Annotated in this window: 24 protein-coding genes; 9 read left to right on the forward strand and 15 right to left on the reverse strand. The window is 73.1% G+C overall.

Translation table 11 applies throughout. The features are described 5' to 3' along the window. Nucleotides 1-76: 76 nt before the first annotated feature. The 3 genes from HCJ93_RS26865 to HCJ93_RS26875 form a co-directional block, all read right to left on the reverse strand. Nucleotides 77-1,189, reverse strand: coding sequence for a HAMP domain-containing sensor histidine kinase (locus HCJ93_RS26865; protein ID WP_167998417.1), 1,113 nt, complete (start codon nucleotides 1,187-1,189; stop codon nucleotides 77-79). After that, nucleotides 1,186-1,926 carry a response regulator transcription factor gene (locus HCJ93_RS26870; RefSeq protein WP_167998418.1) on the reverse strand — a complete coding sequence of 247 codons (741 nt, stop codon included), beginning with the start codon at nucleotides 1,924-1,926 and terminating at the stop codon, nucleotides 1,186-1,188. The genes HCJ93_RS26865 and HCJ93_RS26870 overlap by 4 nt, the downstream gene beginning before the upstream one ends. Nucleotides 1,927-2,049: 123 nt before the next feature. Further along, entirely contained in the window at nucleotides 2,050-2,763 is a 714-nt protein-coding gene (locus HCJ93_RS26875; RefSeq protein WP_167998419.1) for a spermine/spermidine synthase domain-containing protein, read from the reverse strand. 214 nt (nucleotides 2,764-2,977) lie between these two features. Here HCJ93_RS26875 and lon point away from each other — a divergent pair, with 214 nt between their 5' ends. After that, nucleotides 2,978-5,392 (forward strand): endopeptidase La, encoded by a 2,415-nt coding sequence (gene lon, locus HCJ93_RS26880; RefSeq protein ID WP_167998420.1) that lies wholly within the window; start codon nucleotides 2,978-2,980, stop codon nucleotides 5,390-5,392. A gap of 113 nt (nucleotides 5,393-5,505) precedes the next feature. Here the strand turns inward: lon and HCJ93_RS26885 are convergent, their stop codons facing one another. After that, nucleotides 5,506-6,333: a lysozyme gene (locus tag HCJ93_RS26885; protein WP_167998421.1), complete on the reverse strand. Its 828-nt coding sequence runs from the start codon at nucleotides 6,331-6,333 to the stop codon at nucleotides 5,506-5,508. A gap of 235 nt (nucleotides 6,334-6,568) precedes the next feature. On the opposite strand from HCJ93_RS26885, the gene HCJ93_RS26890 reads away from it, so the two are divergent. Continuing rightward, nucleotides 6,569-7,063: a MarR family winged helix-turn-helix transcriptional regulator gene (locus HCJ93_RS26890; protein WP_167998422.1), complete on the forward strand. Its 495-nt coding sequence runs from the start codon at nucleotides 6,569-6,571 to the stop codon at nucleotides 7,061-7,063. A 244-nt stretch (nucleotides 7,064-7,307) separates the two neighbouring features. On the opposite strand, the gene HCJ93_RS26895 is transcribed toward HCJ93_RS26890, so the two are convergent. Next, nucleotides 7,308-8,093: a hypothetical protein gene (locus HCJ93_RS26895; protein ID WP_167998423.1), complete on the reverse strand. Its 786-nt coding sequence runs from the start codon at nucleotides 8,091-8,093 to the stop codon at nucleotides 7,308-7,310. Between the two features lie 407 nt (nucleotides 8,094-8,500). Between HCJ93_RS26895 and HCJ93_RS26900 the strand changes: the two genes are divergently transcribed. Genes HCJ93_RS26900 through HCJ93_RS26920 form a run of 5 tightly spaced genes read left to right on the forward strand, consistent with a single transcriptional unit; the run spans nucleotide 8,501 to nucleotide 14,903 of the window. Continuing rightward, nucleotides 8,501-12,043, forward strand: a complete 3,543-nt coding sequence (locus HCJ93_RS26900) for a nitrate- and nitrite sensing domain-containing protein (protein ID WP_167998424.1) — start codon at nucleotides 8,501-8,503, stop codon at nucleotides 12,041-12,043. Beyond that, a complete protein-coding gene (locus tag HCJ93_RS26905; RefSeq protein ID WP_167998425.1) occupies nucleotides 12,040-12,543 on the forward strand; it encodes a roadblock/LC7 domain-containing protein in 504 nt (167 codons plus the stop codon). The genes HCJ93_RS26900 and HCJ93_RS26905 overlap by 4 nt, the downstream gene beginning before the upstream one ends. After that, nucleotides 12,540-12,986, forward strand: a complete 447-nt coding sequence (locus tag HCJ93_RS26910; RefSeq protein ID WP_167998426.1) for a DUF742 domain-containing protein — start codon at nucleotides 12,540-12,542, stop codon at nucleotides 12,984-12,986. Before HCJ93_RS26905 ends, HCJ93_RS26910 begins: the two co-directional genes overlap by 4 nt. Next, nucleotides 12,967-13,623 (forward strand): GTP-binding protein, encoded by a 657-nt coding sequence (locus tag HCJ93_RS26915; RefSeq protein WP_167998427.1) that lies wholly within the window; start codon nucleotides 12,967-12,969, stop codon nucleotides 13,621-13,623. Before HCJ93_RS26910 ends, HCJ93_RS26915 begins: the two co-directional genes overlap by 20 nt. Nucleotides 13,624-13,637: 14 nt before the next feature. Next, nucleotides 13,638-14,903, forward strand: a complete 1,266-nt coding sequence (locus HCJ93_RS26920; RefSeq protein WP_167998428.1) for a styrene monooxygenase/indole monooxygenase family protein — start codon at nucleotides 13,638-13,640, stop codon at nucleotides 14,901-14,903. On the opposite strand, the gene HCJ93_RS26925 is transcribed toward HCJ93_RS26920, so the two are convergent. The 4 genes from HCJ93_RS26925 to HCJ93_RS26940 form a co-directional block, all read right to left on the reverse strand. Beyond that, on the reverse strand, nucleotides 14,867-16,030 hold the full coding sequence (locus HCJ93_RS26925) for a C40 family peptidase (RefSeq protein ID WP_167998429.1): 1,164 nt from the start codon (nucleotides 16,028-16,030) through the stop codon (nucleotides 14,867-14,869). The two genes, HCJ93_RS26920 and HCJ93_RS26925, sit on opposite strands and share 37 nt — an antisense overlap. Before the next feature lie 103 nt (nucleotides 16,031-16,133). Continuing rightward, nucleotides 16,134-16,463 carry a DUF8847 domain-containing protein gene (locus HCJ93_RS26930; RefSeq protein WP_167998430.1) on the reverse strand — a complete coding sequence of 110 codons (330 nt, stop codon included), beginning with the start codon at nucleotides 16,461-16,463 and terminating at the stop codon, nucleotides 16,134-16,136. Between the two features lie 23 nt (nucleotides 16,464-16,486). Then, entirely contained in the window at nucleotides 16,487-17,131 is a 645-nt protein-coding gene (locus HCJ93_RS26935; protein ID WP_167998431.1) for a TetR/AcrR family transcriptional regulator, read from the reverse strand. Between the two features lie 144 nt (nucleotides 17,132-17,275). Further along, the gene (locus HCJ93_RS26940; RefSeq protein ID WP_167998432.1) at nucleotides 17,276-18,214 is read right to left on the reverse strand and encodes an AurF N-oxygenase family protein; all 939 of its coding nucleotides are present in this window, start codon (nucleotides 18,212-18,214) and stop codon (nucleotides 17,276-17,278) included. A gap of 169 nt (nucleotides 18,215-18,383) precedes the next feature. On the opposite strand from HCJ93_RS26940, the gene HCJ93_RS26945 reads away from it, so the two are divergent. Continuing rightward, the gene (locus tag HCJ93_RS26945) at nucleotides 18,384-19,487 is read left to right on the forward strand and encodes a ferritin-like domain-containing protein (RefSeq protein WP_167998433.1); all 1,104 of its coding nucleotides are present in this window, start codon (nucleotides 18,384-18,386) and stop codon (nucleotides 19,485-19,487) included. Between the two features lie 102 nt (nucleotides 19,488-19,589). Here the strand turns inward: HCJ93_RS26945 and HCJ93_RS26950 are convergent, their stop codons facing one another. The 6 genes from HCJ93_RS26950 to HCJ93_RS26975 form a co-directional block, all read right to left on the reverse strand. Further along, entirely contained in the window at nucleotides 19,590-21,047 is a 1,458-nt protein-coding gene (locus HCJ93_RS26950) for a penicillin-binding transpeptidase domain-containing protein (RefSeq protein ID WP_167998434.1), read from the reverse strand. Further along, nucleotides 21,044-22,405 (reverse strand): FtsW/RodA/SpoVE family cell cycle protein, encoded by a 1,362-nt coding sequence (locus HCJ93_RS26955; protein ID WP_167998435.1) that lies wholly within the window; start codon nucleotides 22,403-22,405, stop codon nucleotides 21,044-21,046. Before HCJ93_RS26955 ends, HCJ93_RS26950 begins: the two co-directional genes overlap by 4 nt. A 43-nt stretch (nucleotides 22,406-22,448) precedes the next feature. Further along, nucleotides 22,449-23,015, reverse strand: a complete 567-nt coding sequence (locus tag HCJ93_RS26960) for an SH3 domain-containing protein (protein ID WP_167998436.1) — start codon at nucleotides 23,013-23,015, stop codon at nucleotides 22,449-22,451. Nucleotides 23,016-23,130: 115 nt separating this feature from the next. Further along, the gene (locus HCJ93_RS26965; protein ID WP_167998437.1) at nucleotides 23,131-24,399 is read right to left on the reverse strand and encodes an ATP-binding protein; all 1,269 of its coding nucleotides are present in this window, start codon (nucleotides 24,397-24,399) and stop codon (nucleotides 23,131-23,133) included. Continuing rightward, nucleotides 24,396-25,247 (reverse strand): hypothetical protein, encoded by an 852-nt coding sequence (locus HCJ93_RS26970; RefSeq protein WP_240967905.1) that lies wholly within the window; start codon nucleotides 25,245-25,247, stop codon nucleotides 24,396-24,398. Before HCJ93_RS26970 ends, HCJ93_RS26965 begins: the two co-directional genes overlap by 4 nt. A 128-nt stretch (nucleotides 25,248-25,375) precedes the next feature. Next, entirely contained in the window at nucleotides 25,376-25,882 is a 507-nt protein-coding gene (locus tag HCJ93_RS26975; protein ID WP_167998438.1) for a protein-tyrosine phosphatase family protein, read from the reverse strand. A gap of 95 nt (nucleotides 25,883-25,977) precedes the next feature. On the opposite strand from HCJ93_RS26975, the gene HCJ93_RS26980 reads away from it, so the two are divergent. Further along, on the forward strand, nucleotides 25,978-26,781 hold the full coding sequence (locus HCJ93_RS26980; RefSeq protein ID WP_167998439.1) for a nuclease-related domain-containing protein: 804 nt from the start codon (nucleotides 25,978-25,980) through the stop codon (nucleotides 26,779-26,781). Nucleotides 26,782-26,796 lie beyond the last annotated feature (15 nt).

Here is a 26,796-nt window from a genome sequence, read left to right on the forward strand (position 1 = left end):
GCGGGTCCGTGGCTGATCACACGTGTCCGTCAGCGTGGACGCCTGTGGATCTTGAGGCTCAGGTTCGAACTTTACGTCAACTTTGCCGAGGCGGGCTGCCCGGAAGAGTGACAAGGATTCGGCAACCGCGCTCCGATTCGGCCACGCCGATCTTGCCGCCGTGCAGATCGACGGCCCAGCGGGCGATCGCCAGGCCCAGACCGGTGCCGCCGTCGCTGCCCGGGCCGTGCGGCCGGTTGACGCTGCCGCGGTTGAAGCGTTCGAAGACGCGGTGCCACTCGGCGCGCGGGATGCCCGGCCCCTCGTCGAGGACCTCCAGCTCCAGCGACTCCGGCTGCGGGCCGCGCCGCGCCTTGACCGTCACCCGGCCGTGCGGCGGGCTGTGCTTGACCGCGTTGTCGATCAGGTTGGCGACCACCTGGTGGATGCGCTCGGGGTCGGCGTGCGCGGTGAGCTCCGGCGGGGAGACGTCGAGGTGCAGATGGACGTCGGTGCGGGTGTGGCTGCCCGAGTCGCTGGCGATGCCGGCGCGGGCGGAGGCGACCAGGTTGGCCTCCTTGAGCACGCCCGACAGATACGGCCACACCTCGAAGCGCCGCTGCTTGAGCGGGACCACGCCGTTGTCCAGGCGGGACAGGTCCAGCAGGGTCTCCACCAGGCGGCCGAGGCGCTCGGACTGCTTCAGCGCCGTGCGCATGGTCTCCGGGTCGGCCTCGGTGACCCCGTCGACGATGTTCTCCAGCACCGCGCGCAGGCCCGCGATCGGGGTGCGCAGCTCGTGCGAGACATTGGCCACGAGCTCCTTGCGGCGCCGGTCCTGGGCCTCCAGCTCGTCGGCCATGACATTGATCGTCTGTGCCAGGTCGCCCAGCTCGTCCTTGCGGTTCACCTGGACGCGGCGGGTGTAGTCGCCCTGCGAGATCGAGCGGGCCACCGCGTTCATGTCGTCCAGCGGCGCGGTCAGCGAGTGCGCCACGAACTGGGTGATCAGCAGCGTGGCGATCATGGAGAAGACCATGATGAACCGCAGCTCGGTCTTGGTGTGCACCGCGATCATGGACAGACCGGTGGTGATCAGCACCGAGACGACCACCAGGGCGGCCAGCTTGGTCTTGATCGAGAACGGGCTGACCCCGGCCCAGGACCTGGGCACCCCGGCACTCCTGCGCGCGGCCGGCCCGTCGCTCATGGCGTCGGCGTCTCCAGGGCGTAGCCCACGCCGTGCACGGTACGGATGCGCTCGGCGCCGATCTTCCGGCGCAGCGCCTTGATGTGGCTGTCGACGGTCCGGGTGCCGGAGGCGTCCGCCCAGTCCCACACCTCGGCCAGCAGCTGCTCGCGGGAGAGCACCGCGCGCGGCGTGTTGGCCAGGCAGACCAGCAGGTCGAACTCGGTGGGCGTCAGGTGGACGTCCTCGCTGCGCACGCGCACCCGGCGCTGGGCGTGGTCGATCTCCAGCTCGCCCAGGCGCAGGATGCCGCTGCGCGGGGTGGTGGCCGCGAGCGCGGCCCGCTCCATGCGGCGCAGCAGCACGTGCACCCGCGCCGCCAGCTCGCGCATGGAGAACGGCTTGGTCATGTAGTCGTCGGCGCCGACGCCGAGGCCCACCAGCATGTCGGTCTCGTCGTCACGCGCGGTGAGCATCAGCACCGGAACCGGCCGCTGCGCCTGCACCCGCCGGCAGACTTCCAGGCCGTCGAAGCCCGGCAGCATGACGTCGAGGATCAGCAGGTCGGGCTGCCAGGCCTCCGCGGTGTCCACCGCGGACGGGCCGTCGCCCGCCGTCTGCACCAGGAAACCCTCGGCGCGCAGGCGGGTCGCGATGGCGTCCACGATCGTCGCGTCGTCCTCGACCACCAGGATCCGGCGCTGCGCGCCGGGTGTGGTCGCCGCCGTGCCGTTGTGGGAGGTGTGTGTCTGCTCCATCGCCCGCCCCTGAGGTGTGCTTTCCGGAATCCGTGGGGTGATCCGTGATCAGCGCAGGACTGCGCTTGACGCTTGAATGATCTGCGTCAGTGCAGCAGCGTACGGGGAGTCGCGGCGCCTTAGCTATCCAGGGCGTACGCCGAGGTGCACGACGTCCGGAACGCCCCGGGCAACGGGGATCTCTTCGGTACGCACCTGACGGAATCCGGCATTCCGCAAGGTTTCTTCGAAATCCGGGGAGGGCTGCGCCGACCACACCGCGAGCACGCCGCGTGACCTCAACGCCCGCGCGCACGCCGACAGTCCGGCCGGTGAGTAGAGCCCCTCGTTGTCCTCGGTGACGGTCCAGTCGGGGCCGTTGTCGATGTCGAGACACAGGGCGTCGAACGTGGCGTATGTCTCATTGACGTAGGTGATCAGGTCCGCCTCGACGATCTCGGTGCGCGGGTCGGCGAGCGCCTCGGCGCTCAGCGTGCCGAGCGGTCCCGTGCGGTGCCAGTCGATGACCGCGGGCTCGCGTTCCACCACGGTGATCCGGCCCCAGCGCGGGTCCGCGGCGGCGTGTGCGAGCGAGAAGCCCACACCCAGCCCGCCGATCAGCACGTGCGGCGCCGGGCGCGGCTCGTCCCCGGCGCGCCGGTCGGCGGCGTCCAGCTCGGCCAGGGCGGCGTCGACGAGACGCCGCTCCGAGCGGCCGTCGGAGGTGTCCATCAGGAAGCATCCGTTGGCGATGATCTGCAGCAGGCCGCCGTGCCTGCGCAGCACGACCTCGCCGTACGGGCCCTCGCGGCGGTCCAGGGCTTCGGGTGCATCGGGAATGTCGTACGGGGTGGACATCCGTTCATCTTGGCAGGCGCCGCCGTCCGTCCGGGGCGGGCGCTTCCCTCGCTCGGGTGATGGTCCGGTGCCCCGGGTTGATCGCCGGCCGGCGCCGGAGCGAGCGCCGCGCCGCCCGGCGTCGATCGCTCTGAGCGAACAAAGCTTGGGGAACATTCTGAGGCTCACGAGCATTGAGTCGGTGTAGCTCAACTTGACTGCCGAAGGGACGATCATGGCTGCTGAGTCCACACCGCTCGCCCTGCCCGTGCTGCCGCTCGACGACGAGGTCGTGCTGCCCGGGATGGTGGTCCCGCTGGACCTGAGCGACTCCGAGGTGCGCGCGGCTGTGGAGGCCGCGCAGGCCGCAGCCCGCAACGAGGGGGGCAAGCCGAAGGTGCTCCTGGTCCCCCGTATCGACGGCACCTACGCCGGCACCGGCGTCCTGGGCACCGTCGAGCAGGTCGGCAGGCTCGCCGACGGCGATCCCGGCGCCCTCATCCGCGCCAGGACCCGCATCCGGATCGGCGCGGGCACCACCGGGCCCGGGGCGGCGCTGTGGGTGGAGGGCACCCCGATCGAGGAGCACGTGCCCGACCCGCTGCCCGGCCAGGTCACCGAGCTGGTCAAGGAGTACAAGGCGCTCGCCACCTCCTGGCTGCGCAAGCGCGGCGCCTGGCAGGTGGTCGACCGGGTGCAGGCGATCGACGACGTCGCGGCGCTCGCCGACAACTCCGGCTACTCACCGTTCCTGACCACCGAGCAGAAGGTGGCGCTGCTGGAGACCACCGACCCGGTGGCCCGGCTGAAGCTGGCCACTCAGCAGCTGCGCGACCACCTCGCCGAGCAGGACGTGGCCGAGTCCATCGCCAAGGACGTCCAGGAGGGCGTCGACAAGCAGCAGCGCGAATTCCTGCTGCGCCGCCAGCTGGAGGCCGTGCGCAAGGAGCTGCGCGAGCTCAACGGCGAGGCCGAGGGCGAGGAGTCCGACGACTACCGCGCCCGCGTCGAGGCCGCGGACCTGCCGGAGAAGGTGCGCGAGGCCGCGCTCAAGGAGGTCGACAAGCTGGAGCGCGCCTCCGACCAGTCCCCGGAGGGCGCCTGGATCCGCACCTGGCTCGACACCGTCCTCGAGATGCCGTGGAACGAGCGCACCGAGGACTCCTACGACATCCGCGCCGCCCAGGAGGTGCTGGACGCGGAGCACTCCGGCCTGGAGGACGTCAAGGAACGGATCATCGAGTACCTGGCGGTGCGCAAGCGGCGGGCCGAGCGGGGCCTCGGTGTGGTCGGCGGCCGGCGCGGCGGTGCCGTGCTCGCCCTGGTCGGGCCGCCCGGCGTCGGCAAGACCTCGCTCGGCGAGTCCGTCGCCCACGCGATGGGCCGCACGTTCGTGCGCGTGGCCCTCGGCGGCGTCCGCGACGAGGCCGAGATCCGCGGACACCGGCGCACCTATGTGGGCGCCATGCCCGGCCGGATCGTGCGGGCCATCAAGGAGGCCGGGTCGATGAACCCGGTGGTGCTGCTCGACGAGATCGACAAGGTGGGCTCGGACTTCCGGGGCGACCCGGCAGCCGCCCTGCTCGAGGTGCTCGACCCGGCGCAGAACCACACCTTCCGCGACCACTACCTGGAGGTCGAGCTCGACCTGTCCGACGTGGTCTTCCTGGCCACCGCCAACGTCCTGGAGGCCATCCCGGAGGCGCTGGCGGACCGTATGGAGATCGTCCGCCTGGACGGCTACACCGAGGACGAGAAGATCGTCATCGCCCGCGAGCACCTGCTGCCGCGGCAGCTGGAGCGGGCCGGGCTCGCCCCGGACGAGGTCACCATCGAGGAGGCCGCGCTGCGCAAGCTGGCCGGCGAGTACACGCGCGAGGCCGGCGTGCGCAATCTGGAGCGCTCCATCGCACGGCTGCTGCGCAAGGTGGCCGCCCAGCACGAGCTGGGCGAGCGGGAGCTGCCGTTCACCATCACCGAGGCCGACCTGCGTCCGCTGATCGGCCGCCCGCACCACGTGCCCGAGTCCGCCCAGGACCCGGCCGAGCGCCGCACCTCCGTCCCCGGTGTCGCCACCGGGCTCGCGGTGACCGGCGCCGGCGGCGACGTGCTCTACGTGGAGGCGTCGCTGGCGGACCCGGAGACCGGCGCGGCCGGCCTGACGCTGACCGGGCAGCTGGGCGACGTGATGAAGGAGTCCGCGCAGATCGCGCTGAGCTTCCTGCGCAGCCACGGCGCCGAGCTGGAGCTGCCGGTGAGCGACCTGAAGGACCGGGGCGTGCACATCCACTTCCCGGCGGGCGCGGTCCCCAAGGACGGCCCCAGCGCCGGCATCACCATGACCACGGCCCTCGCCTCGCTCCTGTCGGGCCGGCTGGTCCGCAACGACGTGGCGATGACCGGCGAGGTGTCGCTGACCGGGCGGGTGCTGCCCATCGGCGGGGTGAAGCAGAAGCTGCTCGCCGCCCACCGGGCGGGCATCAAGACCGTGATCATCCCCAAGCGCAACGAGCCCGACCTGGACGACGTGCCCGACGAGGTGCTGGACAAGCTCGACGTCCGCACCGTCACCGACGTCCGCCAGGTCCTCGAGCTGGCGCTGTCGCCGGCCACCGACGGCGCGGCGCCCGAGGTTCCGGTCGCCGCGTGACGGGGGCGACCGGATGAGGGGAGGCCCGGGTCCCGTGAGGGAGGCCCGGGCCTTCACCCTGAGTGCGCCCCCGGCCGGACGACCGGGGGCGGCACGTGCCGTGCAGGCGCTTCTCAGCTGCCCAGGGCCAGCTTGCGCAGCTGGTCGAGGGTGCCGTTGAAGCGGTCGTGGTCGCCGACCGTGGGACCGGTCGAGGTGTACTGCCACATCGTGTAGTAGCTCCAGCCGGCCGGCAGCTCGCCCGCGGTGGAGGCGTACCGGGCGATCCACAGCGGGGTGGTGGCGGCGAAGCCGGAGTAGTTGCCGGTGCACAGCTTCCACCAGCTGGTCGAGGTGTAGAGCACCGGGTAGCGGCCGGTGCGGGCCCGGTACTGGTTCATGAAGTCACGGATCCAGCTCACCATCGAACTGGCGGACTTGCCGTAGCAGTCGTCCCCGTACGGGTTCCACTCCATGTCCAGCGCGCCCGGCAGGGTACGGCCGTCGGCGGACCAGCCGCCGCCGTGGTCGACGAAGTAGTCCGCCTGGGTGGCGCCGCTGGAGGTGTCGGGGGTGGCGAAGTGGTACGCGCCGCGGATCATCCCGACGTCGTACGAACCGCCGTACTGCTGCGCGTAGTAGGGATTCCGGTAGTACGTGCCCTCCGTCGCCTTGGCGTAGGCCCAGCGGACGCCGCTGTTCCAGAGGGTCGGCCAGGCCACATTGCCCTGGTGGCTGGAGACGTCCACGCCTTCGGTCTGCGCCGCGCGCTCGACCGGCAGACCGCCCTGGCCGTCGTGGGCTACGACGCCCATGCCCATGTAGGCGGAGCCGCGGGGCGGGACGGCGGGCGGGGACTCGGCCGCGGTGGCCGGCCGGGGCAGCCAGAGGACGGCGAGCAGGGCCGCGACCCCGGCCGTGAACGCCCTCAACCCGGGCAGACCGGATATGCGTCCGGGCATGAAGTACCTCCGTCGGTGGGGTGAGCCGGGCGCTGACACGTGTCAGCCGCCGCCCGTGCGGCGGGCATGACACATCCGCGCCTGGTGAAGGGAAAAGCTGCGCACGCAGACCGTGCAGCGGGAAGGGGGTCCGGGCGCTGCCGCTGGTCTACGCCTGCGAAATACTTACCGGACGGCATTGATGTCGCCACTTGGCGCAAACGTTCACGACCGGGAAACCTAGGCAGGGGCTGACGTGCAGGAAGACGGAAACGGCAGCGCGGGGCGCGACGCGTCCCCGGCGCCCGGAGAGGGCGCGGACCGGCCCGGGTTCCTCGCGCTGGAACGGGAGTTGACCGTCCTGTTGCGGCGCGCCCGGGCCAACCAGGGGGAGATGGCCAGGGAGGTCCACCCGGACCTGGAGTCCTCCGCGTACGGGCTGCTCGTCCGCTTGGATGAATGCGGCCGGCAGCGGGCCACCGAACTCGCCGCCTACATCGGCGTCGGCAAGGCCACCATGTCCCGCCAGCTGCGCGCGCTGGAGGAGCTGGGGCTGGTCGCCCGCGAGCCCGACCCGGCCGACGGCCGCGCCTGGCTGGTCGCGCTCACCCAGGAGGGGCAGGACCGGGTCCGCAGGGTCCGCGAGGCGCGCCGCGCCCGTTACGCCGGACGGCTGGCGGACTGGGACCCGCGGGAGGTGGCGGAGCTGGCGCGGCTGCTGGGGGAGCTGAACAGGAGCATGGAGAAGTAGCCGGCCCCCGGCCGGCCCCGTGGCTCCGGTGCCGCCCGCCGGTCCGGTTCCCCGGGTGCTTCCGGCCGGCCCGGTTCCGGGCGCCTTCGGCCGGTTGCGTTGCTCGTTTCCCGGGTGCTTCCGGTCGGCTCCGTTGCTCAGGCACCTTCGGGCGGCTCCGCTGCCCGGGTGCTTCCGCCCCGCTCCATAGCGCGGGTGCCTCCGCCGGGAGCCGGCCGTGCGCCGCTCCCTGCGTGCCGCCGTCTCACAGCTCCACGTGGACCGCCGTCGCGTCGTCGTGGCGCTTGCCGCGGCCGGCGGCGGTGCCCTCGGCCGCCGCCCGCTCCAGCTCCCGCACCCGGTCCACCAGGGCCTGCGTGCCCTCCTTGCGGACCAGGGCCAGGCAGTCGGACCAGTCGCCCTGGCCGAAGCGCTCCACCCAGCGGGCGGCGCCGTCCGTCAGGGCGAGCAGGGCCCGCACCTGCCCGCGCGGCAGCGAACCGGTGACCGCGCGCGCCGCCACCGACGGGTCGGCCGCGGCGGTGAAGAAGCCGCCCTCCTTGTTGCGCAGCGTGGCGTCCACCAGGGCGTCCGTGGCCAGCGCCGAGCGGGGCAGCAGGGACAACCGTTCGTCCAGCAGCGGGATGACCTCACCGGCCGGCGACTCGGCCAGCAGGACCGAGTCGGACAGGACGAGCCAGTCCACCGAGGCCAGTGACCAGCGGGCCAGAACGACCGTCGCCTGGGGCGTACGGGGGTGAGAAAGGTCACAGTTGTCGGCGTGGCCGCGGGCCGTCCTGGAGATGGCCTCGGCCAGCACCTCGGTCAGCGGCACATCCGGGAGCGAAACGGTCAGTTCCGTCAGTGCTCCGCCCAGCCGGGCCGTGAACCACGGGACCGAATGCAGACACCCCGTCCCGGTCCTCGGCGGCGTCACCCCGTCGAGCACGACGAGCGCGCCGCCCTGTCCGGAGGCCGGAAGTCCGACGCTCGCGAAGTCCTCGTTGGGGCGGTCCGGATCCCCGGGTTCCGAAACAAGCTCCGTACGCATCCGGCCAGTCTGCACGACCCCTTCACAACGGGCGCAACGGGCTGGCAACGTCCGCCGGATCCTCGCTCTTGTGCAGGTCAGCCGCCCACTTTGGGGCGGAATGCTGTGCTCCGGGAAGACGTGACGGCGAATCCTGCCACCGCCCGGCCCGGACGTCCAACCGGCGTGCCGCGCAAGGCCGCTGCATCGGACAGCGGAACTTGCCCCCCAACTCACGTCCGATGTTCACTCCTTCGAGTGGCGGGTCAGGTGATGCGCATCCACTGCCCACTGGCACTGCAAGGGTCGGGGAGCGATGGGGGCGCCTCGCGGCCCGGACACGGTCGACGGCTCGGGGCAGGCGTCCGCGCCCGTTGACGGAGCGTCACCCGGGCCCACGGGTACACGAGTCAGGAATGCGAGCACCGGTGCAGAAGACGCGGCCTCGTGGCACAGGCAAGCAGACGACCCCCACAGGGGACACGGAGCAGAAGCCCACCGTCGGCAGGGGCCGCCCCACACACGTACGCAACCGGCTCGTCGTCGCCGTGGCCGTGGTGGCCGCCGCGATCGCCGGTGCGGGTACTCCCTCGCTGCTCACCGCCTCCGGGCAACTCAGCGACTCCCAGGAGCTGGTGACGCTCTCCGAGCAGACCCAGAACGCCCTGACCCTCGCCCACTCCCTCGCCGACGAGCGGGACGAGGTCACCTCCTTCATCGCCGCGGGACGCCCCCGGTCCAAGGCGCCGTCCGAGCAGCACAGCGCCCGCGTCGACCGGCAGGTCGACGAACTCCGCGCGGACAGCGACACCTCCGACGAACTCCGCGACGACCTCGACGCCATCGCCGCCGTCCGCCGCGCCGCGCTGACCGGCAAGAGCAGCGCCCTCGAGGCCCACCAGGCGTACTCGACCGCGATCAACGAACTGCACCGCCTGGCCGAGCGGCTCGCGGAGAAGACCCCGCCGCGCGCCGGCTCCGGCGCCCACGCCCTGGCCGAGCTGGACTCCGCCGTCCAGCAGGCCGCCGCCGCCCGCGGTCTGCTGCTGGCCGCGCTCAGCGTGCCGCGCAGCACCAGGACCGTGATCGACCCGGTCACCGGACTGCCCACCACGTCCACCGGCTCCAGCGCCGCCGACACCAGGCGGCGCGACGCGCTCACCGCCGCCGCGGTCCAGGCCCGGCTGCGCTCCGACGCCGCGCTCGCCGACTTCCGCGAGACCGCGCCCAGGTCCGCCCGCAGCTCGTACGACTCCACCGTCACCGGGCCCGAGGTCAACTCCGCCGAGAAGTACCTGGCCCGGCTCACCGACCAGCCGGCGCTCTCCGAGTCCGAACTCGGCACCGACCCCAAGAAGCTGCGGGCCGCGCTCACCGCGCGCATCGACATGATGCGCGGCGTGGAGTCCGCGCTCTACGAGCAGCGCAGCAAGGAACTCGCGCAGCTCAGGGACGACGACGTCACCGCGCTGGAGATCCGCGTGGCCGTCCTGGGCGCGCTGATGCTGCTGGCCGTCGGCATCGCCACCGCCCTGGCCCGCACCCTGACCCGCCCCCTGTCGGTGCTGCGGCGCGGCACCGCCCGCCTCGCCGAGGCCGAGGACCCGGCGAGCCAGGAGCCCATCGCCTTCACCGGCCGCAACGACGAGTTCGCGCAGGTCGTCCGCTCCGTGAACGCGCTGCACGCGCACGCCGCCCGGCTCGCCGAGCGGATCGCCACGCTGGAGACCGACCGCAAACACCTGGTCGGCCAGCGGCAGAAGATGGCAGACGCCCGCGAGGAGCTGCGGGCCGAACTCGCCGACGCCACCGCCAGGCTGGAGCGGCACCGGGCGGCCATCGGCGGCACCTTCGTCAACCTGGCGCTGCGCACCCTCGGCCTGGTCGAGCGTCAGCTGAGCGTCATCGAGGGCCTGGAGGAGCGCGAGCAGGACCCGGACCGGCTCGCCACCCTGTTCAAGCTCGACCACTTCGCCACGGTGATGCGCCGGCACAGCGAGAACCTGCTGGTCCTGGCCGGCGCCGAGCACGGCCAGCAGACCGCGGGCCCGGTCCCGCTGGTGGACGTGGCGCGGGCCGCGGTGAGCGAGATCGAGCGCTACGAGCGGGTCAGGATCGCGGCCCTGCCGCCGCACGTGCACATCGTCGGGTTCGCCGCGGACGACCTGTCCCACCTGCTCGCCGAACTCCTGGAGAACGCCACCTCCTTCTCCCCGCCGGACCTGCCCGTGGAGATCTCCGGCTGGCTGATGGAGAACGGCGAGGTCATGCTCTCCGTCCAGGACGAGGGCATCGGCATGACCGCCGAGCGGCTGGAGCGGCTCAACGCCCGCCTGTCCGAGTTCGACCCGGAGGCCGGCTACGACTCGGAGGGCGAGGACGGTCTCGGCCTCGGCCTGTACGTGGTGGCCCGGCTCGCCCAGCGGCACGGGGTGCGGGTGCAGCTGCGGGCGCAGAAGCAGGGCGGCGTGGCCGCGGTCGTGGTGCTGCCCAAGGCGCTGCTCGCCGACGACAAGGCGGCGGTCCCCAGCTCCGCCCCCGTCAAGGGGCCCCATCACGGCTTCTCCCTCCCCGGCGCCGACGCCGAGGCCAACTCCAACGTCCTGCACGGCCGTACGGAGCAGGGCGACCGCGTGGTCGCCCTGGCCGAGGAGGCGGTGCGCCGCCAGGAGGCGGAGGAGCGGCCGGAGGAGGCCGACGCCACCGCCGGGCCGGTGGCGGACACCACGGAACGAGCGGACACCACGGAACGAGCGGCGGCGGACGCGACCGCGGCCGAGGTCGGCGAGTCCACCCCGGCACAGGCGTCCGCACGGTCCGGTGAGGCGGCCGGAGACGGCCGGTCCGGGCAAGCGCGGGAGCCGTCGTCCGCGCAGGACGGCGACCGCTCGACGGAGCCCGCGCAGGACGCCGGGGAGTCCGCTGCCGAGTCCGCCGGCTCCGAGTCCCCGCAGCCCGGCGGCGAGTTCGAGCGCCTCTGGCCCAAGGACGCCGACCGGTACCGGCCCGGAAAGCCCGGCGACGACGAGCCGGAGCCCGCGGAGCACGGCCGGGACGCCGACGGCGAGGACCGCGGCCAGGACGGCACCGAGCCCCCCTCCGACGCGGCCGACGAGCCGGCCGGTGAGCACGGCGGACCCGCCGGCGACGAGCGCGCGGCGAGCACCCCACGGAGCGGGAGCGAGGCGGCCGAGAGCGCCGCGAAGACCTCGGCGGGCGCGCCCGAGCGGCCCGCCGAGACCACGATGGAGCTGCTGCTTCCCCTGACGGACCGCCCCGCCGAAGCGCCCGCGGAGCAGGACGCGCAGCAGGACGAGCGCACGGCGGCGGCCGAGGAGGCCGGTCCCGCCGGCCCCACCCGGACCGGCACCGGCGACTGGACCCTCCCCGGCGAGTCCGCCGAGCCCTCCGGCGGGCGGACCCCCGACGGCGGCACCACCTCCACCACCGGTACCTGGACCGCGCACGACGACACCGCGCGCACCGGGCAGCGGGCCCGGCCCGACGAGTCCGGCGAGGCCGAGGAGCCGCCCTCCGAGGGCGGCCGGGACGAGCAGGCGACCCGCGCCGGCCTCCCGACGCGCCCGGTGCCCGGCTCCGGCGCGTCCGGCCGGGCGGCCGGCTCCGGGCTGCCCAGGCGGCCCGTCGCCGACGGCCCCGAGGACGAGCACGCCCGGGTGCCCGACGGCTCCGGCGAGGAGGAGGCCGTCACCGCCAAGGGCCTGCCCAAGCGCACCCCGAAGATCACCCCTCCCGCCTCCGTGCCGCGGCCGCGCACCGGCGGCGTGGACGCGGAGGCGCTGCGCAGGAGGCTCGGCGGCTTCCGGCGCGGCGCGGAGGCCGGACGCCGGGACGTCGAGGCGGAGCTCGCGGAGGAGACCGGCCGCCATCAGCGGCCCGACCAGACCACTTCCACTTCAGGCACATCCGAGGAAGCCACGGGGGGCACCGTCGAGGAGGCAAGCAGTTGACCGCGCCCAGTACCTTCGGACTGAGCAGTGAGGCCCGCAATCTGCACTGGCTGCTGACCAACCTGGTCGAGGAGGTGCCCGGCATCCTCTCCGTCGCGGTGGTCTCCTCGGACGGCCTGCTGCTCCTCTCCTCCGACTCCGCGCACGTCGCCGAGGCCCGTGAGGCCCGCACCCGGCAGCGCACCGGTCCCCGGGGCTCCGCCGCCGACCTGGCCACCGTCGTCTCCGGCATCGGCAGCCTCACCGTGGGCGCCGCCCGGCTGATGGACTACGGGCCGGTCAAGCACACCATGGTCGCCATGGACGAGGGCAGCCTGTTCGTGATGTCCATCAGCGACGGCTCCCTGCTCGGTGTGCACGGCTCCGCGGAGTGCGACATGAGCGTCGTGGCCTACCACATGGCCCTGTTCGTCGGCCGCGCCGGCCATGTGCTCACCCCCGAGCTCCGCAGCGAACTGCGCAAGTCCCTGGAGAACGAGTCCACCGGGAGTCCCCGATGAGCAGCACGTCCAGGAAGCACCTCCCGAAGCGGGGTGCCGACCGCAAACCCGCCCGGGTACGCCCGTACTCGCTCACCGGCGGCCGTACCCGCTTCGGGCACGTGCTGCTCGTCGAGACCTTCGTCGGCGCCACCGCCGCGGCGACGGCCGGCGGCGGCACGGCTGCCCTGGACGCCGCCGACGAGCGGCGGGAACTGACGAGTGGTTCGCTGGCGTCGATCATGCCGGAGATGCGGGCCATCGTCGAACTGTGCCGCCGGATGCGAACGGTGGCCGAGATCGCCGCGCTGCTGAAGATGCCGCTCGGCGTGGTCCGCGTGCTGCTCAGCGACCTCGCGGACCAGGGAAAGATCCGTGTGTACGGCACCGGTACGGGCCACGGCACGGGCCGTCCGGACCGCGCTCTGCTGGAAAGGGTGCTCAGTGGACTCCGCCGTCTCTGACGTCTCCGACGCCACCCGAGGCGTCTCCGACTCCCCGCTCGTCGCCGCGCCCGAGGAGCCGATGCAGCCCTGGCAGGCGGACCGCACCCGCGCACCGATCGCGACCAAGATCGTGGTGGCGGGCGGTTTCGGCGTCGGCAAGACCACGCTGGTCAGTTCCGTCTCGGAGATCACGCCGCTGCAGACCGAGGCGCTGATGACCGAGGCGAGCGAGGAGACCGACGACCTCACCGGCACGCCGGACAAGCGCACCACCACCGTGGCCATGGACTTCGGCCGCATCACGCTCGACGACGACCTGGTGCTGTACCTCTTCGGCACCCCGGGCCAGCAGCGCTTCTGGTTCATGTGGGACGACATCGTGCGCGGTGCGATAGGCGCCGTCGTCATGGCCGACACCCGGCGCCTGAAGGACTGCTTCCCGGCGCTCGACTACTTCGAGAGCTGCGGACTGCCGTACGTCGTCGCGGTGAACCACTTCGACGGCAGCGAGCTGTACGAACCGGAGGACGTGCGGGAGGCGCTCACGATCCCCGCGCACATACCTGTCATGATCATGGATGCGCGCCGCCGGATCTCGGTCATCGAGACCCTTCTGTCCCTCGTGGGCCACGCGCTCGACGAAACCCCCGAGTAGGAGACACCCCACCCATGCGGAAGATACTCGTCGTCGGAGCCGGGCAGTCCGGTCTCCAGATCGCCCTCGGCCTCCAGTCACACGGGTACGAGGTCACCCTGATGTCCAACCGGACCGCGGACGAGATCCGTACCGGCAGGGTGATGTCGACGCAGTGCATGTTCCACACCGCCCTCCAGCACGAGCGCGACCTGCAGCTGAACTTCTGGGAGTCCCAGGCCCCGAAGATCGAGGGTCTCGGTGTCTCGGTGGCCGCACCCGGTTCGTGGGAGCCCGGTCCGACCCAGCGGGCGGTCGACTGGCTCGGCAGGTTCGCCGACGGCTATGCGCAGTCGGTCGACCAGCGGGTGAAGATGGCCGGATGGATGGAGACCTTCGCCCAGCGCGGCGGCCAGCTCGTCATCCACGGCGCGGCCGTGGGCGACCTCGACTACTTCTCCCGCACCTACGACCTGGTGCTGGTCGCGGCGGGCAAGGGCGAGCTGGTGCAGATGTTCGCCCGGGACCCGGAGCGCTCCCCCTACAGCGAGCCGCAGCGCGCCCTCGCCGTCGCCTATGTGCACGGCCTCGGCCCGCGCCCGGAGCACCCGGACACCGAGGCGGTCCGCTGCAACCTGGTGCCCGGCGTCGGCGAGATGTTCATCATGCCGACGCTCACCACCTCGGGCCGCGCCGACATCCTGTTCTGGGAGGGCATACCCGGCGGCCCGCTGGACGTCTTCAAGGACGTCAAGGACCCCTCGGAGCACCTCTCCCTGACCCTGGAACTCATGGAGAAGTACCTCCCCTGGGAGTACGCGCGGGCCACCAAGGTCGAACTGACCGACGCGGGCGGCACCCTGGCCGGCCGGTACGCGCCGACCGTGCGCAAGCCCATCGGCCGGCTGCCCAGCGGCGGTCTGGTCCTGGGCGTCGCCGACGTGGTCGTCGCCAACGACCCGATCACCGGCCAGGGCTCCAACTCGGCGTCCAAGTGCGCCGCCGCCTACCTGGCGTCCATCCTCGAGCACGGCGACAAGCCGTTCGACGAGGAGTGGATGCAGCGCACCTTCGACCGCTACTGGGAGACGGCCCAGTACGTCACCAAGTGGACCAACGCGATGCTGGCCCCGCCGCCCGAGCACGTGCTGAACCTGATCGGCGCCGCCGGCCAGTTCCAGCCGGTCGCCGACCGCTTCGCCACCGCCTTCAACGACCCGTCGGACTTCGAGAACTTCTTCTTCGAGCCGGAGAAGACCGAGGCCTACCTCAAGGAGGTCGCCGAGGCCGCCGGCGCCTGAGCCCGGCCCGCGTCCGGGCCGGCCATCGCGCGCCCGGGAAGCTCCGGCGGCTGGTAGTGCCGCAGGGGCTTCCCGGCCGGGTCGGGGCGTACGGCGCCCAGGACGGGGCCGGGCCCGGCGACGGGGGAGACCTTGATCCGCGCGCCCGGCCGGGGTGCCTGGACCACCTTGCCGTCGCCGACGTAGAGGGCGACATGGGTGGCGTCCGGGAAGTACACCACCAGGTCGCCCGGGCGCAGCCGTTTCAGCGGGATCCGCTCCAGCCGGGCCCACTGCTCCTGGCTGGTCCGGGGGACGGGCGTGCCGGCCGCCTCCCAGGCCTGCGAGGTCAGCCCCGAGCAGTCGTAGGTGCCCGGGCCCTCCGCTCCCCACTGGTAGGGCTTGCCCACCTGCCGCACGGCGTAGCTCACCGCTTGGGCACCGGCCGCGGTGGGTGCCGGGGCCGTGCCGGGGACGGGCAGGGCGCCGGAGGTGACCAGCCGCTGCTGCTCCGCGTCCGCCTCGGCGCGCTCCAGCTTCTCCACCGCCGCCACCTCCTCCGGGGAGAGGGAGGCGATCAGCTCCTCCACCTCGCGCAGCCGCTCGCGGACCTGGTCGCGCTGCTTGCGGCTCCGCTCGGTGAGGGCGCGCTGCGTGTCGAGCGCCTTGCGGGCCCTGCGCGCCAGTTCGGTGGCCTTCTGCGCCTCGCCGGTCAGCCGGCCCACCGCCCGGGCCCGCTGCCGGGCCAGCCGGCCGATCACCTGCCCCTGGTCGAGGACTCCTTGGGCGTCCCGGGCGAGCAGCAGCCGCAGATAGGGGGAGAGGTCGCTGCGGTTCTGGTACTGCTGCCGGGCCAGCCGCCCCGCGGCGCTGCGGCTGTCGTGCAGGGAGTTCCGGGTGCGGGCCAGGGCGGCCTGCAGCCGCTCGGCCAGCGCGCGCTGCCTTTCCAGCCGTTCCTCGGTGGCGTTGTACGCCTCGGTGGCCCGCTCCGCCTCCCGGTACAGCCGCTGAAGCTCCGTCAGCAGCCCTGCCGCGCCGCGCTCAGAGGCCGCGGGCGGATCCGGGGCGGCCGCCGCCGGCATCGGCGCCAGCGCGGTCCCGGCCGCCACCGCCGCCGAACACACCAGACGCAGAAGCACTCCTGACACGACGTCACCTCCGATGCGGGGCGGCACCTCCGTCCCGCATCGCGAGCATCAGCCGACCTGTCGTACCGCGCTCGCCGAGTGTGCGCGGTTCGGCGCAACCGGGTCACCCGTCCGCGTCGTCCGGCTTGCCCTTCGGCGTGGCGTCTGGATCGGGGGCCTGCGGCGCCGCCGGGGGCCGCGACCAGGGCCATCTCGGGCGGCGGGACGGGGCGCCCTCGGGGGCGTAGACGTACTTCCACCCCCGGCTCAGGCCGGTCCGCCCGCCGCTGCCGCGCGGTGTCCGCACGTACACCAGCACCGTGGGCGGACCGCCGTCCGGCGCCGGCACGGGGATGCGGTAGATCTTGGGCGGGTGCCCGGTGATGCCCAGCAGGACGGGCAGGACGCGGCCGTCCATGGGCCCGCCCTCGAAGGGGGTGTCTTCGCTCTTCACGCCACCAGTGTCCCGCCCCGCGCTCAGAGGTCCGCGACCAGCGCCCGGACCAGGGCCTTCGTCTGCCCGTCCCGCCGGGCCGTGACCTCGAGGGCGGCCACGAACTGCTCCACCAGCCAGTCCCGCAGCTCGTCCGCGGGCGGCTGCTTGCCCTCGTCCAGCCAGATCAGCGAGGCCGCCTCCACCGCGGTGATCCACATGCGGATGGTCATGCGCAGCCGGGGCCCGGGGTGGGGCACCTCCAGGTGGCTGAGGATGTGGTCGGCGGCGGCCCGCCGCACCCCGTCCACGATCGCCGTCGTCCGGGAGGTCTCGACGACGCTGCCGCCCTGCAGCAGGGCGCTGAAGCCGGTGCCGTGCTCGTCGACGAAGGCGAGATAGCGGTCCAGGGCGCGGGACAGACGGGGGAGCAGGGGGCCCTCGTGGGGCTCGTCGAAGCAGTGCTGCAGCTCGTCGGCGGCGGAGCGCAGCGCGGCCTCGTAGAGCTGCTGCTTGCCGCCGGGGAAGTAGCGGTAGACCAGCGGGCGGGACACTCCGGCCGCTTCGGCCACGTCGTCGAGGGAGACCTCCTCCGGCGGGTGATGCGCGAAGAGGCCGAGCGCGGCGGTCAGCAGCTGGCTGCGGCGCTCCTCGACGCTGAGTCGCCGGTAGGCGGGGGCGGCGGTCATGAGGTGCAGGGTAATCGCCGCGGGCCGCTCCGGTCGCGCCCGGCGAGGACCGCGCGGTGCCGTCCCCGCCCGCGCGACGTGTACGCGCCTGAGCCCGGGAGTCCCGTGCGCCCCCGGGCCCGGCAGATCAGGAGACGGCGGGCTTCAGGCCAGCAGGCCCGACGACTTCCACAGCCGCCGGCCCACCCCGCGCAGCACGCCGATGTCGTCCAGGAAGTCCGTCAGGCGCTTGGCGCCGGTCTGCATCACCTCGCGGCGGTGGGCGCTCGCCTTGACCTGCGCCATCGCCTCGCGCTTGTCCAGGCCCACGTTCGTGTAGACCTCGGGGTTGACGAAGGCGACGGAGAAGACGCGGGCGAACTCGCCGGAGGTGAGCCGGGTGAACTCCTGGGACCACCTGGGGGCGGTCACCATCTGCCGGCGCAGCTCCTCGCGGGCGTAGCGGACGTGCCGGGACTCCTCCACCACATGGATCCGGGTGACGCCCCTGATCAGCGGCTGGACCCGCTCGTCGGGGAAGGTGAGCCGCTGCATCCAGTCCAGGACCTCCTCGCCGAGCAGGGTGGCGGTGAAGGAACCGGGCGTGGTGGAGACCGTCTTGAACAGGCGGCCCAGGCTGTGGTGGATCCGGCTCACCGGGTACCAGGGCGTGTCACCGCGGCTGATCACCCGGGCGAACATCTTCGAGTGCCGGCACTCGTCCTCGATCTCGGTGAGCGCGTACCGCACATGCGCGCTGGTCGCCGCCTTGTCGTAGATGTGCCGCACCAGCAGCTGCATCAGGATCAGCTCGAACCAGATGCCGAGCGAGGCCAGCGCCGCCGCCTCGTGCTGGGAGAGCAGGATGCGCTGCTCCTCGCTCATCCGCTTCCACAGCGGCGTGCCGTACAGCGAGACCAGCTCCGGTGGCCAGAACCACTTGCCCTCCTCGAAGGGCGCGTCCCAGTCCAGCTCCTTGTCCGGGTCGAAGGAGTGCCGGGCGGACGCCTCGAGCAGCCGCCGGGCCACCTGCTCCCGGTCCTTGAGCAGCCCGAGTGCGTCGCGCATGCCGTCGAGCGCGTCGGCGTCCGTGAGGGTCGTCATGACTGTCCCACCTCGTCGTACCGGAACGGCGGGTGCCCGGCGTGACTCACCCGTCCTCTGTGCCTCGTCCTGCCTGACTCGGTCTTATGAGACTGCCCGTCAGCAAGCCCGTCAATCCCCCGTGCAGTACTTGTTGACCCCGCGTCTACTCCGTGTGAGCCTGCGAGACATGCCCACCTTCGACCGTTACGCCACCGATCCGGGTGATTCCCACTGGCAGGTGCCCGCCACCGGCTCGGCCCGCTTCAGCTGGGGGTACGACGACGGCCGGGACCGGCTGCTCGCCCTCTACCAGAAGGGCAAGGACAAGCAGTGGGACGGCCAGAAGCGGATCGACTGGGACCTTCAGGTCGATCCGTACGACCCGCTCGGCACCCCGGACGAGGCCATGAGCCTGTACGGCACCAGACACTGGGACAAGCTCAGCGGCAAGGACCGGGGCGAGCTGCGCCGGCACTACGCCTCCTGGCAGTTCAGCCAGTTCCTGCACGGCGAGCAGGGCGCCATGGTGTGCGCCGCCCGGATCGTGGAGTCGGTGCCCGACCTGGACGCCAAGTTCTACTCGGCGACCCAGGTGATGGACGAGGCCCGGCACGCCGAGATCTACGGCCGCTTCCTGCACGAGAAGATCGGGCTGCTCTACCCGATCAACGACAATCTGCAGTCCCTGCTGGGCGACACCCTGCGCGACTCCCGCTGGGACATGCCCTACCTCGGCATGCAGGTGCTGATCGAGGGCCTGGCGCTGGCCGCCTTCGGCATGATCCGGGACACCACCGACAAGCCGCTGCCGAAGCAGATCCTCGCCTACGTCATGCAGGACGAGGCCCGCCATGTCGCCTTCGGCCGGATGGCCCTGCGTGACTACTACAAGCAGCTCACCGACGCCGAACTGCGCGAGCGCGAGGAGTTCGTGATCGAGGGCTGCTACCTGATGCGGGACCGGCTGCGCGGCGTCGAGGTGCTGCAGAACTTCGGCGTGCCGAAGGCCGAGGCGGAGGAGTACAGCGAGCGCTCGGAGTTCCTCGCCCTCTTCCGCAAGCTGCTGTTCAGCCGCATCGTGCCCTGCGTCCGGGACATCGGCCTGTGGGGCAGGCGGCTCCAGCAGGCGTATGTCGACATGGGCGTGCTGGAGATGGGCGACGCCAACCTGGACCAGCTGATGCGCCAGGACGAGGAGATCGCCGAGAGGCTGGACGCGGAGCGCTTCGCGGCGGAGGAGCGGGAGCGGGTCGCCGAGGTCGAGGCGGCGATCGAGGCGGGCGGCCGCTAGGTCACCGTTCGCACACGGCATTGCGCGGCCGGGAGCCTTCGGCGGGCCGGGATCGCACAAGCCGTGTCCCGGGAGCGGGACCGCACAGCCGGGTCCGAGGGCTCAGGGATCGAGCACCGCCTCCATCACCGACCGGGCGATCGGGGCCGCCGTGCCGCCGCCGCTGATCTCCCGGCGGTTGGCCGCCGCGTCCTCGACCACCACCGCCACCGCCACCCTCGGCTGGATGTCGTTGCGGTCCTGCGCCCAGCCCACGAACCAGGCGTACGGCGTACCGGAGTTGCCCAGACCGTGCTGGGCGGTGCCGGTCTTGCCGCCGACCACGGCGCCCGGGATCGCGGCCCGTTCCCCGGTGCCCTTCTCCACCACCCCCCGCATCAGCTGCTGCAGCCGCAGGGCCGTGCCCGGCTGCATCGCCCGCCGGACCGGGCGGGAGCCGCCCGAGGACACCGTGCCGCCGTTCGCCCGGGTGGTGCGCTCCACCAGATACGGCTCGCGCAGCTGCCCGCCGCTCGCCACGGCCGCCGCCACCATCGCCATCTGCAGCGGCGTGGCCCGCGTGTTGTACTGCCCGATCGAGGCCAGCGCCAGCTGCGCCCGGTCCACCGTGGTGTCGAAGGTGCTGCGGGCCACCGGGAACGGAATGCGCAGGTCCTCGTCGTTGAAGCCGAAGGCACGGGCTGTCGCCGCCATGTCCCGCACACCCGTGCGCACCCCCAGCTCGGCGAACACCGTGTTGCAGGAGAGGGTGAACGCCTCCCGCAGCGAGGCGTCCTCGCAGCCGGGCGTCCCGTTGGTCAGCCGGGTCGTGGTCCCCGGCAGCACGTACGGGTCGGGCGAGCCGGCCGGCTCGTCCAGGTCGCGGACCACCCCCGCCTCCAGCGCCGCCGCCGCGGTGACCACCTTGAAGGTCGACCCCGGCGGATAGGTCTGCCGCACCGCCCGGTTCAGCAGCGGCTTGTCCGGGTCGGCGTTCAGCCGCTGCCAGGCCGTCCGTGCCGTCTCCCCGTTGCCCGAGAGCAGTTCCGGGTCGTAGGAGGGCAGGGACACCAGGGCCAGGACCCGCCCGGTGGCGGGCTCCACCGCGGCCACCGCGCCCTTGCGGGAGCGCAGCCCCTCGTACGCCGCCCGCTGCGCCGCCGGGTGGATCGTGGTCTCCACGTCGCCGCCCGCGCTGCGGGAGCGCGTGAACTCGTTCCACAGCGGCAGCGGCGCCAGCACCGGGTCCGTGCCGGACAGCACCGCGTCCTCGGTGTGCTCGAGCAGCGTCGTGCCGTACTCCTGCGAGGCGAAGCCGGTCACCGGCGCGTACAAAGGGCCGTCCCGGTAGGTCCGTTCGTAACGCAGATGCTCCTCGGTGTCCCGGGAGCCGGTGACCGGGCGGCCGGCCACCAGGATGTCGCCGCGCGGCTGGTGGTAGCGGGCGATGGTGTCGCGGCGGTTGGCGGGGTTGTCCCGGTAGCTCTCGGCCCGCAGCAGCTGCACCCGCGCCGCGTTCACCAGCAGCGCCACCAGCAGCAGGGCGCAGAACGCGGCCGCGTGCCGGATGTAGCGGGTCACCCGCGCCCACCCCCGGACGTCCGGCGGCGCGCCGAGTGGCTCAGCCGGACCAGCAGCGCCACGATCGCCCAGTTGGTGACCACCGAGGAGCCGCCCTGCGCCAGGAACGGCATCGCCATCCCGGTCAGCGGGATGAGACCGGTCACCCCGCCCGCGATCACGAACACCTGCAGCGCCACGATCGAGGAGAGGCCGACCGCGAGCAGCTGCCCGAACGGGTCCCGCAGCGCGAGGCCCGCCCGGTAGCCGCGGTCCACCAGCAGCCCGTAGAGCAGGAAGATCGCGCACAGCCCGGCCAGGCCCAGCTCCTCGCCCGCGGTGGCCAGGATGAAGTCGGACTTGACGGCGAACCCGATGAGCACCGAGTGCCCCAGGCCGAGCCCCGTGCCGAGCAGCCCGCCCTCGGCGAAGGCGAACAGCGACTGGGCGAGCTGGTTCGGTCCCTCGCCGGCCTCGATCGAGGCGAACGGGTGCAGCCAGGTCTCGATCCGGCCGTGCACATGCGGCTCCAGCCGGCCCACCGCCACCGCCCCCAGCGAGGCCAGCAGCAGACCGACGGCGATCCAGCCCGCCTTGCCGGTGGCGACGTAGAGCAGGACCACGAACAGCCCGAAGAACAGCAGCGAGGTGCCGAGGTCCCGCTCGAGGGCGAGCACGCCCACGCTCACCAGCCAGACGGCGACGATCGGGCCCAGCACCCGGCCGGTGGGCAGCTGCAGCCGCCAGACGCGGCGGCCGGAGTACGTCAGCGCCTTGCGGTTCTCGGCCAGGTAGGCGGCGAAGAACACCGCGAGCAGCACCTTGGCGAACTCGCCCGGCTGGATGGAGAAGCCGGCCACCCGGATCCAGATGCGGGCCCCGTTCACCGCGGGGAAGAGGATCGGCACGGTGAGCAGGATCAGCGCGGCGGTCACGCACAGCCGGGTGCAGCGTTGCAGCACCCGGTGGTCGCGCAGCACCAGGATCACCACGATGAACAGCGCCACGCCCAGCGTGGACCACACCAGCTGGGTGGGGGCCGCCCGGTTGTGCGGCGTCTCCAGGTCCAGCCGGTAGATCAGCACCAGGCCCAGCCCGTTGAGCAGCACGGCGATGGGCAGCAGCAGCGGATCGGCCCACGGGGCGCGGAAACGTACCGCCAGGTGGGCGACCAGCGCGAGCACGCCGAGCCCGGCGCCGTAGCCGGCGGCGCCGGGCGGGACGGAGCCGTTCTTGGCGAGTCCGACGGCGCAGTAGCCGTAGACCGACAGCAGGACGGCCAGGAGGATCAGGGCCAGTTCGATGCCACGGCGCCGGGGGAGACGGACGGGGGGCGCGGACGTCTCCGCCGTCGCCAGGGTGATTCCGGCCTTGCTCATGTCCGGAACCTACCCAAGTGCCATGAGTTGCGAGCTTTGCCGGTCAGCACCAGCGTGGCGCCGGCCCGATGTTCTCGATGTAGCGGGCCGCACCCCAGGCCCAGGTGCCGTCGGTGAGCAGGTACCACAGCGGGTTGCCGTCCACCCGGTCGCCGGGGACCTTGCAGAAGATGTGGACCACCTCGCCGCGGTGGGCGTAGCGGATGATCTGCGAACCCCGGTTCGGGGCGGTGCGCAGCGCCAGCCGGTCCGCCGTGACGCGGCCCTTGTACTCGCCCTGGTTGCCGTGGTGGCCGCCGGACTGGTTGGACTGGTTGCCCCAGTCGCCGCCACCACCGCTCTGGGCGTTGCCGTTGCCGCCGCCGGGCTGGTTGCCCCCCTGCTGGTTCCCGCTCTGCTGCTGGCCGTTCTGCTGGTTGCCGTTCTGCTGGTTGCCGCCGGTGTTGCCGCTCTGCTGCTGGCTCCAGTGGTTGCTGTTGCTGCTGCTGGCGTTGCCGCCACCGCCGTCGTCTCCGCCGTCGCTGGCGACGGCGGGAGTGACGGCGGCCGCGACCGCCAGCGCGCCGGCGGCGAGCGCTATGGGCAGGCGGCGGGGGGAGCGCAGGGACATGGCAGTACCTCCCTATGAGGGACGAACGTGTCGAAGGTGACTTGTCACCACATGTCGTCACACTAGGAGCGCCCACAGCGGTACCGCCCGCCGTACTGCGCCATCGGAGAACCCGTCAGACCACACCGTCGGCGGTTGCGTCCCCGCTCTGAGGGAGCGTCAGCGTGGTCACGGCACCGCCGTCCGGGGCGTTGGCGAAGTCCAGCCGGGCACCGAGCACCTCCGCCTGGCCCAGGGCGATGGTCAGCCCGAGCCCGTGCCCCTTCTTCCCGCTCTCCGTGCGGAACCGCTGAGGCCCGTGCGCGAGCAGGTACTCCGGGAAGCCGTCCCCGTGGTCCCGCACGGTGACCACCGGCCCGTCCACCGTGAGCGTCACCGGCGTCCGACCGTGCCGGTGCGCGTTGGCCACCAGATTGCCCAGCACCCGCTCGAGCCGCCGCCGGTCGGTCTCCACGGTGACGTCCCGTACGACCTCGACCTCCGTGTCGGTCCCCGAGGCGCGCACCACGCGCCGGGCCAGCGCCCCGAGCTCCACGGTGTCCAGGTCCAGCCGCTCGCGCCGGGCGTCCAGCCGGGAGATCTCCAGCAGGTCCTCGGTGAGCGTGCGCAGCGCCGCCACCCGGTCGCGCACCAGTTCGGTCGGCCGGCCCGGCGGCAGCTGCTCGGCCGCCGCGTGCAGCCCGGTCAGCGGGGTGCGCAGCTCGTGCGCCACGTCCGCGGTGAACCGCTGCTCCGCCAGCAGCTTCCCCTGCAGCGAGGCCGCCATGGAGTCCAGCGCGGCGGCCACCGCGGCCACCTCGTCCTGCGGACGCGTCCGGTCCCGGGCCCGCGGGTCGTTCACCCGCGCGTCGAGGTCGCCCGCGCTGATCCGCCGGGCCACCCGCGCGGTGGCGTGCAGCCGCCGGGTCACCCGGGTCACCGCGAAGGCCCCGACCAGCAGCGTGGCCCCGATCGCCAGCGCCGAGGAGGCCACGATCGCCCGGTCGAGCCCCTCGATGGTCCGCTCGCCCTGCGAGTAGTCGACCCGCACGGCCAGCGCCCGCCCGCCGTCCACGGGGCCGGCCGCCCACATGGCCGGCCGGCCCTGGTGGCGCGCCAGCATCGTGCCGCGCCGGCCGGAGACGGCCAGCTCACGCAGCTCGGCCGGCAGCCCCGGCGGGTCCACCGCGACCCCGCCGCGCGGCGCGTCGCCCGCCTCGTAGGCGCGGGTCGCCTCGGTCAGCCGCCGCAGCGCGGCGTCCCGCGCCTGGCCGACGGTCTGATCGGTCACCTGGACGTGCACCAGCACACCGAGCAGCGCGGCGAGCGCACAGCACATCACGGTGATGAACACGGCGGCCCGCACCGCGAGCGGCCCTGTCCAGCGGGGCAGCCCGAGCCTCACGGGACGCCCGCCGGCGACGGCTGCACGGACGACGACCGCGCTGACGGCGACTGCGCCGACGGCGACCGCGTCAACGCCTGCGACTGCTGCGCCTGCTGCGACGACTGCGCCGACGGCGACCGCGAGGGCGCGGGCCCGGACGAGGAGCCGGCACTCGGTGAGTGCTGGGGCGAGGGCCGCTTGCGGCCGGTCGGGAGCATCTCGTCGTGCGTCAGCAGCATCGCCCGCTGCCGCGGATCCCAGGTCCACTGCAGCCGGTACTCGTACCCGGCGACCTCCGACGGCGAGCGGATGATCACCGAACGCCCGGCCAGCTCCACCCCGCTCAGGGCGTCGTCGTACGCCATGACCTGCACCAGCCGGTGCTTGTGCACCGTGTAGACGCGCACGCCGGTCAGGTCCTCCGGCATCAGCCGCACGCCCAGCGTGAGCTCGGCCCGCCCGTCACCGGTCAGGTCCCGGTAGTACGGCCTGAGCACCGGGCAACCGGGGCGCCGCCACCCCCGCTCGCCCCGGCCGCACTTGTCCATCGCCCCCGCGGTGTCCCGGTACGGCGCCTCGGCGCCCTCGTACTCGTCCGCGTGCGCGGCGATCTCGGCCCGTACCACCGTGACCGGATCCACCCGGCGGATGTCGTCGCCGGGCACGGCGACTCCCTCGACCACCTCGGTGTCCACCTCGCCCAGCTCGTACGCCGGACTCGACGCCGGCGTCAGCTCGGGCCACAGCCGCGCCGGGCTGATCGCGGTCGGTGTCTCCCCCGCCGCCCGCAGCCCGCCGCTGTCGCCGCAGCCCGCGGCCGCCGACAGCACCATGGCGACGACGGCGGCACGGCCAAGGGCGCGCATGCGGCGGCTGACGGGCACGGGACTCCTGATAAACGTTCGTGAACCACTTCGGTTGCGCACACCCTATTCGCGCAGCCGCCGCCCCCGCGTCCAGGGTGACGCCGCCGGGGGATCCGGACGGGCGGTGTCTATTCGGCCAGCTCCTCGAGCAGCCGCACCGTCGGCAGGCCCGTCCGCAGATAGTCGACGAAAAGGTCGTTGTGCAGGGCCCACGGGGAGCGGCGGGCCCGGATCAGCCGGATCGCGGAGTCCGCGGACTCGCCCCCGCGCATCAGCGCGTGCGCCACCACCAGACCCGAACGGTTGTACCCGTGGTAGCAGCGCACCAGGACCGTGCGGCCCCGCTCCAGCGCCTCGCACACCGCCTCCGCCAGCCGGATCACCCCGGCCAGCTGCGTCCCGTCCAGCGGCCCGTCCGGGATCGGCCACACCTGGTGCTCGACCTCCGGGTCCGGCCCGTACCCCGGCATCCGCAGCAGCGTCTGCACCAGATCGAACTCGCGCCGCACCACCGCGAACTGCAGCCGCCCGGAACGGCCTCTGAACTCGTGTCCACCCATCCACAGACCGGGCACGATCTCGTCCCACGGACGGTCCGGAGCCGGTACGTCGGGTCGCTCTCGGCGGGTTCGCAACGGCGCCTCCCCACGATCCCCAACTCCTACCCAAGGTAGCCGGGTTCTTGCCCCTGCAGCACCCCGCCTGTTCCCATGGACTGGGGTGATGGTGCATGAACGGACTGCGCGTCATACCGACCTGGCAGGCCGGCCGCGAACGGTTCTTCGTCCGCGACCCGGACGGCAGGAACCTCGCCTGGTACGACCGGGAGGCGGCCCGCGTCAACCTGCTCCGCCAGGACCGCCAGGAGGACGTGCTGCAAGCGCTCGCCCCCTACCTCACCGGATCCGTCTCCGTCGGCCCGCCCCCCGTCCCCACCCCCGCCGAGCTGGCACGACTGTCCCTGCACCCCGACGACGACCTCGCCCCCAACCGTCCCGGCGAGGCCCTGCTGATCGCCCTCGACCGCGACCCGGGCCCCGCCCGTCTCCTACGCCCCGACCCGCGCCGCAGGGCGCTCACCGCGGAGCAGACGGTGGGCGAGGCGCTGGACCGCATGGACGGCGCCGGCTGGCGCGCCCTGCACTCCGTGCCGCTGCCCGGCGGTGACCGCATCCACCACCTGCTGATCGGCCCCGGTGGCCTGTACGCCGTGCACAGCCACTACGCCCACAAACAGCGGGTGACGGTCACCGGCACCCACGTCACGCTGGGCCGGCGCAGACCGGAACCGCTGCTCCGGCTGGTCCGCGCCTGCGCCGACCGCGCCTGCCACGCCCTGACCGCCGAGGTGCGCCCGGTGCTGGTCCTCACGGGTGCCTCCCGGGTGGACGTGGCGGCGACACCGCGCGAGGTGCGGGTGCTGACGGACGCGGACGTACCGGCGCTGGCCCGGCAGGGCGGCGTCCTCAAGCCGGCCGATGTGGAGGCGCTGTACGCGATGGCCCGGGACCGGAACACGTGGACCCGGGTGTGAGGGGAGCGCTGCCGC

The sequence above is a fragment of the Streptomyces composti genome (assembly GCF_012034205.1).
GTDB classification, from domain to species: domain Bacteria; phylum Actinomycetota; class Actinomycetes; order Streptomycetales; family Streptomycetaceae; genus Streptomyces; species Streptomyces composti.